Raw genomic sequence first — 11,884 nt, forward strand, 5'->3', positions numbered from 1 at the left:
CACATGCTTAAAAGCCGAAACGCTGTTTCAGCTTTTTATGAGCGAAATGCACTATGTAACAAAGTCTTTATAACCTACTGAAAATGCCCAGGACGATCTAGCGCCATAACGCACACTTATGACATTCACACAGATATTCAGATGCCAGCGATGAATACCGCGGGATGCGACCAGGTTTGCGGCATTATGGAAAATAATCTGCTGTGCCTAATCGTGTCATGACGAATTAACTGTTTTTAAAAACCTATATTTAACAATGCGTTAACTATTATGGTACTAAGCGATACCGGTTAAAGCGGTAAGCTGACCAAAAAAAAGCCATAACAGCGAAAGATGACAGGCCGATGAATAAAATGCTGGGATTGTCAATGTTATGCGCATAAATTGGCTGAGACAGGCCGATTATTACATGCAATAATCAGCGGCTAATCTGTTATACATCAAGAGTCCAGCACGTTTTCGTACTCAATTTGCGTAAGGCGAAGGATCATTTTTATGAAGCTGAAGAACACCATTCTGGCGTCGACCCTGTTATCACTGCTGGCAGCCAATGCGTTTGCTGCCAAAGAGTTAACGCCAGAACAAGCGGCCGCGTTAAAACCATTCGAACGTATCAATATTAGCGGCCGTTTTAATGCAATTGGCGATGCAACAGACGCCGTGTCTAAAGCCGCCGACGCCAAAGGCGCGGACTCTTTCTACGTGCAGGGCATCAACGACAGCAACGGTAACGGTGGCAACTGGCGCGTTACCGCCGATCTGTACAAAGCCAATGCAGCGAAAGTGGAACAAAGCACGCAATACCGGATGTTCAACGGAGTGAAAGAACTGCCGAAGGCGGAAGCATATCGCCTTGAGCCGTTTGACACCGTCTCCGTCAGCGGCTTCTTCTCCAGCCAGCCGGACGTGAACGAAGCCATCGCCAAAGCGGCGAAAAACAAAGGCGCGGCCTCCTTCTTTATTGTGCGTCAGGTGGATGCTAACAACGGTGGCAACCAGTACGTGACCGCCTACGTGTATAAAGCCGATGCCAAAGCGCGCGTGGTGCAGGATACATCTGACTCCATTCCGGCTGATTCAGAAGCCGGTAAAGCAGCCCTGGCTGCGGGCGGCGCAGCGGCGAAGAAAGTGGCAATCCCTGGCGTTGCTTCCTCAGATACGCCAAGCACCAGCGTGGGTCGTTTCTTTGAAACCCAAAGCTCTACCGGTCAGCGTTATACTGTGACGCAGCCGGATGGCCGCAGCGTGCAGGAAGTCAATGCGATCACGGCCGCACAGATGCAGCCGTTTGACACCATCTCCTTCTCCGATCACTTTGGCACGCCAACCGAGATCTCAGAAGCCGTGGGCAAACGCGCCATCGCCAAAGGCGCGAAGTACTATCACATTACGCGCCAGTGGCAGAACCAGAGCGGCGGCAACCTGACCGTTACCGCTGACCTGTTTAAATAATCCCCGCGCAGGGCGGCGACCGTCGCCCTGCCGTTTGCATAATCCGTGTGCAAATCTGCATAGTCTTGCATTGCCTTCACCGTTCGCTCTCCGTAAAATCTGCCGCCTGTTTTCAGGGTATTCCGTTTTAAACGGGACTGATTGCCACGTTACACTCTGGCTGAACAACTACTACCCAGCACACTCTGCTGCTCAGGAATGGCGTTTTGGATAAAAAATTAGGTCTTAGCGCGCTCACTGCGCTGGTGCTCAGCTCGATGCTCGGCGCGGGCGTCTTTAGCCTGCCACAAAATATGGCGGCGGTTGCCGGTCCGGCGGCGCTACTGATCGGCTGGCTGATCACCGGTGTCGGTATCCTCTTTCTGTCGCTGGCGATGTTGCTGCTGACGCGTCTGCGCCCGGAACTGGATGGCGGCATCTTCACCTACGCGCGCGCCGGCTTCGGCGAGCTGACCGGCTTCTGCTCGGCCTGGGGTTACTGGCTGTGTGCGGTGATTGCCAACGTCTCGTATCTGGTAATTGTGTTTTCAGCGCTGAGCTTCTTTACCGATACGCCGGATCGCATCGTGTTTGGCGATGGCAACACCTGGCAGGCGATGCTTGGCGCTTCCGTGCTGCTGTGGCTGGTGCACTGGCTGGTGCTGCGCGGCGTACAGACCGCGGCCAGCATCAACCTGCTGGCGACGCTGGGCAAACTGGTGCCGCTGCTGCTGTTCGTGGTGCTGGCGCTGCTGGCGTTTAATTACGATCGCTTCCGTTTTGACTTTGATGGCGCGGCGCTCGGCCAGCCGCTGTGGCAGCAGGTTAAACAGACCATGCTGATCACCCTGTGGGTATTTATTGGCGTGGAAGGCGCGGTGGTGGTCTCTGCCCGCGCGCGCCACAAGAAAGATGTCGGGCGCGCCACGCTGCTGGCGGTGCTGGCCGCGCTGCTGGTCTATCTGCTGGTGACGCTGCTGTCGCTTGGCGTGGTGCCGCGTGCGGAACTGGCGCAGATGCGCAATCCGTCGATGGCCGGTCTGATGGAACGGCTGCTCGGTCACTGGGGCGATGCGGTGATTGCGGTTGGCCTGATTATCTCGGTATGCGGGGCCTATCTCAGCTGGACCATTATGGCGGCAGAAGTCCCGTTCCTCGCCGCGCAGCAGGGCGCGTTTCCGCGCAGCATTGCCCGGCAAAACCGCCATAACGCGCCGGCGGCGTCGCTGTGGCTGACCAACGGTAGCGTGCAGGTGTGCCTGATTCTGATTGCGGTTACCGGCGCGGATTACAACACACTGCTGACCATCGCCTCAGAAATGATCCTCGTGCCCTATTTGCTGGTCGGTCTGTTTCTGGTGAAAGTGGTGCGCGGTCAGCATAAACCGCTGGCCCTGCTGACGGGCCTCGGTGCCAGCGCCTATGGGCTCTGGCTGCTGTACGCCTCGGGGCCGCTGCATCTGCTGTTGTCGGTGGTGCTTTACGCGCCGGGTCTGCTGCTATTCCTGTATGCACGACGCGGTGGCCGCGGCGACCAACCGCTGTTTGCGCTGGAGCGCATCGCCATCGTGCTGTTAATTGCCGCCTCACTGCCCGCGCTGTGGCAGCTGACGCGCTAATCAGTGCGGTTGTAAGGGAATGGAAACGCACAGCAGATCGTTCTGCTGTGTCAGATTGAGCGGCTTGCGGTATTCCAGATGGATGGCGTCAAGCTGCTCAGCGGACAGCGGATAAGGCAACTGAATATCGAAGCGGCTGATGTGCTGCTGTTCGGCCAGGGTGATCAGTCGGGCGATGTTAATTTCGTCGCTGACCTGGGTTGAAATGATTTGTAATGCTAATTCTTTCAGATGGTCGTCGCTGGCCTGTAAACTGTGCCCGGACTTGCGCGTCACCATGCCAAAAATTGGCATCACGCCGTAAATGGCATCGACAAAGCTCCAGCGTTTTTTGCAGGAAGCGGAAAGGAAGTCACTGTAGTTGAAGCAGATGCGGTCACTGTATCCGGCTGAAGCCAGCTCTTTATCAGACACCCTCGCACTCCTCCTGTTTTCAGTACGATTCCGAACCTTGCGCCAGAACGCGCCGGTAATAATGGCACATTTCACGGTGTACATACCAGTAAGACAAGGATAATTCGTGCGGTAGCGTAGAGCTCAGGACCAGGAAAAGCTATGCTGCTGACATTCTCAGCCATGACAGAGCATTATGAACAAAATTGTCTATGTGGAAGATGAGCCGGAAGTCGGCGAACTGATTGCGGCTTATCTTGGCCGCCACGATATTGAGGTGCTGGTTGAGACGCGCGGCGATCGCGCGGAAGCGACCATTCTCGCCGCCGATCCGGATCTGGTATTACTGGATATCATGCTGCCGGGCAAAGATGGCATGACGCTGTGCCGCGATTTGCGTGCGCACTGGCAGGGACCGATTGTGCTGCTGACCTCGCTCGACAGCGACATGAACCACATTCTGGCGCTGGAGATGGGCGCCAATGACTATATTCTGAAAACCACGCCGCCGGCGGTGCTGCTGGCGCGTCTGCGCCTGCATCTGCGCCAGGCGCACGTGGCCAAACCGGAAGCCGCACCCGCCGTGCAGAGCTCGCAAAAGGTGCTGCGGTTTGGTTCACTCACCATTGATGCACTCAACCGCCAGGTGATCCTGTTCGACGAACCGATCACCCTTTCGACCGCCGATTTTGACCTGCTGTGGGAGCTGGCGAGCCACGCCGGAGAAATTCTCGACCGTGACGCGTTGCTGAAAACCCTGCGCGGCGTGAGCTATGACGGCATGGATCGCAGCATCGACGTCGCCATTTCACGCCTGCGCAAGAAACTGTACGACAGCGCCACCGAGCCGTTCCGCATCAAAACCATCCGTAACAAAGGCTATCTGTTCGCGCCGCAGGCCTGGGATACCCGCTCCTGATGAGAAAGCTCTTCATTCAGTTCTATCTGCTGCTGTTCGTCTGCTTCCTGGTGATGACGCTGCTGGTGGGTCTGGTGTACAAATTCACCGCCGAGCGCGCCGGACGCCAGTCGATGAACGATCTGATGGCCAGCTCGCTGTTTCTGATGCGCAGCGAGCTGCGTGAGATCCCGCCGCGCGACTGGAATAAAACCATCCGCAACCTCGATCTCGATTTATCCTTTGAGCTGCACATCGAACCGATGAGCAAATATCAGCTGGACGAAGCCGACATGAAGCGGCTGCGCGCCGGTGAGATCGTCGCCCTTGACGATCAGTACACCTTCCTGCAGCACATCCCGCGCAGCCACTATGTGCTGTCGGTCGGACCGATTCCTTACCTGTTTTATCTGCACCAGATGCGCATCCTTGATATCGCCCTGCTGGCGTTTATTGGCATGTCGCTGGCGCTGCCGGTGTTCATCTGGCTGCGGCCTCACTGGCAGGAGATGCAGCGGCTGGAGAAAGCGGCTCAGCGCTTTGGTCGCGGCGAGCTTGACGTGCGCACCCATTTTGAAAACACCTCCAGCCTGCACAGCCTTGGCGTGGCGTTCAACCAGATGGCGGACAACATCAATACGCTGGTGGCGAGTAAAAAACAGCTGATTGATGGTATCGCGCACGAGCTGCGCACGCCGCTGGTCCGGTTGCGATACCGGCTGGAGATGAGTGAAAACCTCAGCGCGGCAGAATCCGCGGCGCTGAACCGTGACGTCGGCCAGCTGGAGAGCCTGATTGAGGAGCTGCTGACCTATGCGCGCCTCGACCGGCCGCGCGTTGACCTCAATCTGCAATCTTTCGATCTGGCCCAGTGGCTGCGCGTGCACATCGCTGACGTGCAGACCATGAATCCGCAAACGCACATTACGCTGGATATTCCGCAGCTGGAAAACATTGGCGCGGCAGATACGCGCCTGATGGAGCGCGTGCTGGATAACCTCGTGAATAACGCCCTGCGCTATGCGCAGCAGCGGCTGCGCGTCAGCCTGTGGTTTGACGGCGCCATCGGCAATCTGCAGGTTGAAGATGATGGTCCGGGCATTCCGCCGGATGAACGCCAGCGGGTATTCGAGCCTTTCGTACGGCTCGATCCCAGCCGCGATCGCGCCACCGGCGGCTGCGGCCTCGGTCTGGCGATTGTGCACTCTATTGCGCAGGCGCTGCAGGGCCAGGTCTCGATTGAGAGCAGTCCGCTGGGCGGCGCTTGCGTGCGCTTCTGCTGGCCGGTTGATCTCCCCCTGCGCGACGTGACGCCGCGCTTACCTTCATAAGGAGCTTGTTACATGACTGCAGCTTATCAGGAACTTAGCCGCACTTTTCAGCGCCTGGCGCGTTTTGGCCATCTGGGCGCGATTGCCGGCGTGGATATGCAAACCACCATGCCGCCGGGCGGCAGCCAGGCGCGTGGAGAAGCGATGGCGGAGCTGAGCGTATTTATGCACGAGCTGCTGACCGACAAGCGCCTCGGCGGGCTGTTTGACGCCGCCGGACAGGAGTCGCTGAACGATGTGGAGCAGGCCAATCTGGGCGAAATGCAGCGCGCGTGGCGCCAGGCAACGCTGCTGCCGGCCTCGCTGGTGGAAGCCAAATCGCTGGCCGGCTCGCGCTGTGAACACGCGTGGCGCAGTCAGCGTCCGGCCAACGACTGGCAGGGCTTCAGCGCTAACCTGAAAGAAGTGGTGAAGCTGAGCCGCGAAGAGGCACAGCTGCGCGCCGATGCGCTCGGCGTATCACGCTACGATGCGCTGCTGGATGTGTTTGAGCCAGGCATGACCAGCGCGCAGCTCGACAGCACCTTTGGCGATCTGAAAAGCTGGCTACCGGATCTGCTGCAAAAAGCGGTAGCCCGCCAGCAGGCAACGCCGATTGCCCAGCCGGTCGGCCCCTTCGCCATCGAATCACAAAAGCAGCTCGGCCTGAGCGTGATGGCGACGTTAGGGTTTGATTTTAATCACGGCCGCCTGGACGTGAGCGCGCACCCGTTCTGCGGCGGCGTACCGGAAGATGTGCGTATCACTACGCGCTACAACGAAAATGATTTTCTCAGCGCGCTGATGGGCGTGATCCACGAAACCGGCCATGCGCGCTATGAGCAGAATCTGCCACAGCAGTGGCGCGGACAGCCGGTGGCGCTGGCGCGCTCGACCGCGATGCATGAATCGCAGAGCCTGTTTATGGAGATGCAGCTGGGTCGCAGTCACGCCTTCCTGCAGCATATTCATCCCCAGGTGGTGGCGCTGATGGGCGACCAGCCGGCGCTGGAGCGCAACAACTTTATTCGGCTGACCCAGCGCGTGAAGCCGGGCTTTATTCGCGTCGATGCCGATGAGCTGAGCTATCCGGCCCATGTGATTTTACGTTACGAAATCGAGCGGGCGCTGATTGAAGGCGAGATTGAGGTCGAGGATATTCCGGCGCTGTGGGATGAAAAAATGCAGCAGTCGCTGGGTATCGATACGCGCGGCAACTACCGCGACGGCTGTATGCAGGATATTCACTGGACCGACGGCGCCTTCGGCTACTTCCCGACCTACACGCTGGGCGCGATGTACGCCGCTCAGCTGTTCCAGGCGGTAAAACGCGCAATTCCGCAGGTGGACGAATTGATTCAGCAAGGCGAACTGCAACCGGTGTTTGACTGGCTGCAGCAGAACATCTGGCAGCACGGCAGCCGCTTCCCGACGCAGCAGCTGCTGATCAATGCCACTGGCGAAGCGCTCAATCCACACTATTTCCGTCAGCATCTGGAACAGCGTTATCTCTCTGCCTGATTCGTGCGGCGGCCTGCCCGGCCGCCGTTTTTTCCGCGGAGCGTGGTCCGCAACTATTCCCGCCCTGCCCGGTTTTCCTGCTTTGTACAATCCGTTACACGCCGATACCATTCCCTCACTGAAGGCGCGAATTGTTTTACATATAGTGCATTCACCGGCCCCGCAGTGGGCTACACATGAAAAAATAGTTCGAGGGTTTTGCAATGAAAAAATTATTTGCGCTGGTGATCGCCGCTGCTATGGGTCTGTCTTCTGTAGCCTTCGCTGCTGAGACAACAACTGCTGCTCCTGCTGCTGCTGCAACTACCGCTGCACCGGCTAAGCACAAAGCTGTTCACCACAAAAAAGCCGCTGCTCAGAAAGCGCAGGCTGCCAAAAAGCACAAGAAAGTAGAGAAGAAAGCAACAGCGGCTCAGAAAGCGCAGGCGGCTAAAAAGCACCACAAGAAAGCCACCAAACCAGCTGCTCAGAAAGCCCAGGCCGCTAAAAAGCACCACAAGAAAGCCACCAAGCCAGCGGCTCAGAAAGCCCAGGCTGCTAAAAAACACCACAAAGCCACCAAGCCAGCTGCACAGAAAGCTCAGGCTGCTAAAAAGCACCACAAAAAAGTAACCAAACCTGCTGCTCAGAAAGCTCAGGCTGCTAAAAAGCACCACAAAGCGAAAAAAGCTGCTAAATAAGGTTGCCTTGCGCGCCAACACCGCATTAATGATTGAAAACACCCGGTTCTGCCGGGTGTTTATTTACTGGAGTAGCGAAAAATGGTGCGTCGCTATCGCTTCGAAATTATCCTGATTGTCATGATTCTGTGCGGCATTATTGCGGCCAGCTTTTTTATCTAGTCGTTGTAGCGTGCTGATTACTACAATATTTCTCCCTTTTTTACCGCTCACCGACTATAGTTATCGCTCAAGCGTGATGACCATAACCTCTATTTATTCTCGCCATTGAGAGAACTATGCGCCTGGCTATCCTGTTATTTGTAGGTCTTTTTAGCTTTAACCTCACAGCCCATGCCGATGATGAAGACGGCCCCAGCCCGGAAGAGATTAAGACCCTGTTCTTCGGCAAAGATCATCGTAAAGCCATTACCGACGTCAGTGCGGCGCCGTGGGATGCCATTGGTCAGTTAGAGACGGAAAGCGGCAATTTGTGCAGTGCCACGTTGATTTCGGCCCATCTGGCGCTGACGGCCGGACACTGCTTACTGACGCCCCCGGGCAAATTCGACAAGCCGGTCGCGCTGCGCTTTATGGCGGGTGCCAAAGGCTGGCGTTACGAAATTCATGATATTGACGCGCGCGTGGAGTCTTCGCTGGCGCGGCGTCTGCAGGCGGATGGTGAAGGCTGGATCGTGCCGCCAGACGCGGCACCTTACGATTACGGCCTGGTGATTCTGCACAATCCGCCGTCCGGTATCGTGCCGATTCCGCTGTTTGACGGTTCGCGCAGCGATTTAACCGCCGCGCTGAAAACCACCGACCGCAAAGTGACACAGGCCGGTTATCCCGCTGACCATCTGGATACGCTCTACTCGCACAGCGATTGCCTGATCACCGGCTGGGCGCAGCGTGCCGTGCTGTCGCACCAGTGCGACACCCTGCCCGGCGACAGCGGTTCACCGCTGCTGCTGAAGCGTGACGGCGAGTGGCAGCTGATTGCGGTACAGAGCTCGGCGCCGGCACCGGCCGATCGTTATCGCGCCGATAACCGCGCCATCGCCGTCACATCCTTTAAAGATAAGCTGGAAGCGCTGGCGCAATAAGTCAGCCCAGCTGCTCCATCGCCTGCAGGATACGTTTGTCGGAGATGGGATACGGCGTGCCCAGCTGCTGCGCAAAATAACTGATGCGCAGCTCTTCCAGCATCCAGCGGATCGCCTGAACCTCTTCATCGTCCTGACGCTGCGGCGGCAGCTTGTTGCGCCAGCTTTGCCACGCCTGCTCCACCGCCTGCACTTTCAGCATCCGCGCCCGATCGCTGTGCGGATCAACCGGCAGCTTCTCCAGCCGGCGCTCAATACCGTTCAGATAGCGCAGGGTGTCACCCAGCCGCTGATAGCCGTTGCCGGTGACAAAACCGCGATACACCAGGTCGCTCAGCTGCGTTTTGATATCCGCCAGCGCCAGTGCCAGCGTCATGTCCACCCGCCCCTTGAGGAACTTGTTGATGTTGAACACGCTGGTGAGAATCTGCTCGACCTGGCTGGCGATGGTCACCACCGTGTCGTTGAGTTCAGCGCGTACTTTATCGCGCAGCTGCTCGAAGTTTTCCTGCTGCCACGCCGGCCCACCGGCGTCCGCCATCAGCTTATCCACGCTGCAGGCGATACAGTCATCTATCAGCTCCAGCACTTTGCCGTACGGATTAAAATAGAGCCCGAGCTTGGCTTTGTTTGGCAGCTTCTCGTGCAGATACTTGATCGGCGAAGGGATGTTCAGCAGCAATAACCGCCGCTGGCCGCGCCACATCATCTTCTGCTGCTCGCGTTCACTGTCAAACAGGCGAATCGCGACGCTGTCTTTTTCATCCACCAGCGCCGGCCAGGCTTTGACCTGATAGTTGCCGCGCTTCTGCTCGTAGCTTTGCGGCAGATCGCCGAAGCTCCACAAATGCAGCCCGCGCTGTTCCAGCCCGTCATCCGCCACGTTGGACAGCGTCTCCTGCACCTTGCCTTTCAGCACCTGCTTCAGCTGATGCAGGTCTTTGCCTTCCTGCAGCTTCCGGTTGTGCTCATCCACCACGCGGAAGGTCATTTTCAGGTGATCGGGCACCTGATCCCACTGCCAGGCGTCGCGCTCAATGGTGACGCCAGACATGCGGCGGAACTCACGCTCCAGCGCATCCAGCAGCGGCTGCTCCAGCGCCGTCACGCGGCCAAGGAAGGCTTCGGCATAGTTGGGCGCCGGCACAAAGTTGCGCCGCACCGGCTTGGGCAGCGACTTAATTAGCGCGATGATCAGCTCGCGGCGCACGCCGGGGATCTGCCACTCGAAGCCGGCTTCGTCGACCTGGTTGAGCAGCGGCAGCGGGATGTGCACCGTCACACCATCCGCATCGGCCCCCGGTTCGAACTGGTAGCTGAGCTTCAGTTTCAGGTTGCCCTGATACCAGAAGTTCGGGTAATCCAGCTGGCTGACCTTCTCCGCGCCGTCTTTGATCAGCATCTGCTTATCAAAGCTCAGCAGATCCGGATTGTCCTTACTGGCCTGTTTCCACCAGCTGTCAAAGTGCCGCGCTGAGACCACCTCGCTGCCAATGCGGCGATCGTAAAACGCAAACAGCGTCTCGTCATCGACTAAAATGTCGCGCCGCCGCGATTTGTGCTCCAGATCCTCGATTTCACTGCGCAGTTTCAGGTTGTTGCGGAAAAAGGCGTGACGCGTCTGCCAGTCGCCCTCCACCAGCGCATGGCGAATAAACAACTCCCGGCTGAGCTGCGGATCGATGCGGCTGTAATTGACCTTACGCGCCTGCACAATCGGCAGCCCGTACAGCGTAACTTTCTCGGTGGCCATGACTGCGCCCTGCGCTTTCTCCCAGTGCGGTTCACTGTAGCTACGCTTCAGCAGATGCTGGGCCAGCGGTTCGATCCACTCCGGATCGATGCGCGCCGCAACGCGGCCCCACAGGCGGCTGGTTTCCACCAGTTCCGCCACCACGGTCCATTTTGGCGGCTTCTTAAACAGCCCGGAACCGGGGAAAATAGCGAAACGCGCGTTGCGTGCGCCGGTAAAATCCTGTTTTTCCGCATCTTTCTGACCGATGTGCGACAGTAAACCGGTGAGAAGCGCGCAGTGCACTTCGCGGTACGGTGCCGGCTCGCTGTTGAGCGGCATGCCCAGTTCCCGCACCACCTGACGCAGTTGGGTGTAGATGTCCTGCCATTCGCGCACGCGCAGGTAATTGAGATAATCGCTTTTACACTGGCGGCGGAACTGGTTGCCGGACAGTGCTTTCTGCTGTTCCTGCAGGTAGTTCCACAGATTAACAAAGGCGAGAAAGTCCGACTCTTTGTCGGCAAAACGCCGGTGTTTCTCGTCAGATGCCTGCTGTTTCTCCACCGGACGCTCGCGCGGATCCTGAATCGAAAGCGCAGCGGCAATAATCATCACTTCGCGCACGCAGCCAAATTTCTGCGCTTCCAGCACCATGCGCGCCAGCCGCGGATCGACCGGCAACTGTGCCAGGCTACGCCCGGACGGCGTCAGTTTGTACGCACCTTCCTCGCTCAGGGTAATCGCGCCGAGCTCCTCCAGCAGGCGCACGCCGTCCTGAATGTTGCGCTTATCCGGCGCTTCGACAAACGGGAATGCGGCGATGTCGCCCAGTCCAAGTGCCGTCATCTGCAAAATCACCGACGCCAGGTTGGTACGCAGAATTTCCGGGTCAGTAAACGCCGGGCGGCTGAGGAAATCATCCTCCGAATAGAGACGGATACAGATCCCTTCCGACACGCGGCCGCAGCGCCCTTTGCGCTGGTTAGCCGACGCCTGAGAGATCGGCTCGATCGGCAGACGCTGCACTTTGGTCCGGTAGCTGTAACGGCTAATACGCGCGGTGCCCGGATCGATGACATATTTAATGCCCGGCACGGTGAGCGAGGTCTCAGCGACGTTGGTCGCCAGCACAATGCGGCGGCCGCTGTGCGCCTGGAACACCCGGTTCTGTTCGGCGTTGGACAGGCGCGCATAGAGCGGCAGAATCTCGGT

The 11,884-nt window shown here is 58.0% G+C and carries 9 protein-coding genes; 7 read left to right on the forward strand and 2 right to left on the reverse strand.

Annotated elements, in window-relative coordinates:
- The first annotated feature begins 495 nt into the window (after nucleotides 1–495).
- Complete coding sequence (ydgH, locus tag FT726_RS12860; RefSeq protein ID WP_021506110.1) at nucleotides 496–1,452, forward strand: DUF1471 family protein YdgH; 957 nt, start codon at nucleotides 496–498, stop codon at nucleotides 1,450–1,452.
- 206 nt (nucleotides 1,453–1,658) lie between these two features.
- The gene (locus FT726_RS12865) at nucleotides 1,659–3,050 is read left to right on the forward strand and encodes a basic amino acid/polyamine antiporter (protein WP_125308773.1); all 1,392 of its coding nucleotides are present in this window, start codon (nucleotides 1,659–1,661) and stop codon (nucleotides 3,048–3,050) included.
- Here the strand turns inward: FT726_RS12865 and FT726_RS12870 are convergent, their stop codons facing one another.
- A complete protein-coding gene (locus FT726_RS12870; protein WP_021506112.1) occupies nucleotides 3,051–3,464 on the reverse strand; it encodes a hypothetical protein in 414 nt (137 codons plus the stop codon).
- Nucleotides 3,465–3,639: 175 nt separating this feature from the next.
- Between FT726_RS12870 and rstA the strand changes: the two genes are divergently transcribed.
- The 5 genes from rstA (at nucleotide 3,640) to FT726_RS12895 (ending at nucleotide 8,937) form a co-directional block, all read left to right on the forward strand.
- A complete protein-coding gene (gene rstA, locus FT726_RS12875) occupies nucleotides 3,640–4,362 on the forward strand; it encodes a two-component system response regulator RstA (protein ID WP_021506113.1) in 723 nt (240 codons plus the stop codon).
- On the forward strand, nucleotides 4,362–5,672 hold the full coding sequence (gene rstB, locus FT726_RS12880; protein WP_021506114.1) for a two-component system sensor histidine kinase RstB: 1,311 nt from the start codon (nucleotides 4,362–4,364) through the stop codon (nucleotides 5,670–5,672). Before rstA ends, rstB begins: the two co-directional genes overlap by 1 nt.
- A 12-nt stretch (nucleotides 5,673–5,684) precedes the next feature.
- On the forward strand, nucleotides 5,685–7,172 hold the full coding sequence (locus FT726_RS12885) for a carboxypeptidase M32 (protein ID WP_125308779.1): 1,488 nt from the start codon (nucleotides 5,685–5,687) through the stop codon (nucleotides 7,170–7,172).
- A 203-nt stretch (nucleotides 7,173–7,375) separates the two neighbouring features.
- The gene (gene asr, locus FT726_RS12890; RefSeq protein ID WP_288422620.1) at nucleotides 7,376–7,852 is read left to right on the forward strand and encodes an acid resistance repetitive basic protein Asr; all 477 of its coding nucleotides are present in this window, start codon (nucleotides 7,376–7,378) and stop codon (nucleotides 7,850–7,852) included.
- A 278-nt stretch (nucleotides 7,853–8,130) separates the two neighbouring features.
- Nucleotides 8,131–8,937 (forward strand): serine protease, encoded by an 807-nt coding sequence (locus FT726_RS12895; RefSeq protein ID WP_282995628.1) that lies wholly within the window; start codon nucleotides 8,131–8,133, stop codon nucleotides 8,935–8,937.
- Between the two features lies 1 nt (nucleotide 8,938).
- Here the strand turns inward: FT726_RS12895 and hrpA are convergent.
- The coding region (gene hrpA / locus FT726_RS12900; protein WP_346302902.1) for an ATP-dependent RNA helicase HrpA at nucleotides 8,939–11,884 on the reverse strand (2,946 nt) is incomplete at its 5' end.

Origin of the sequence: Pantoea sp. Morm (assembly GCF_016643525.1) — a bacterium.
GTDB lineage: Bacteria > Pseudomonadota > Gammaproteobacteria > Enterobacterales > Enterobacteriaceae > Pantoea > Pantoea dispersa.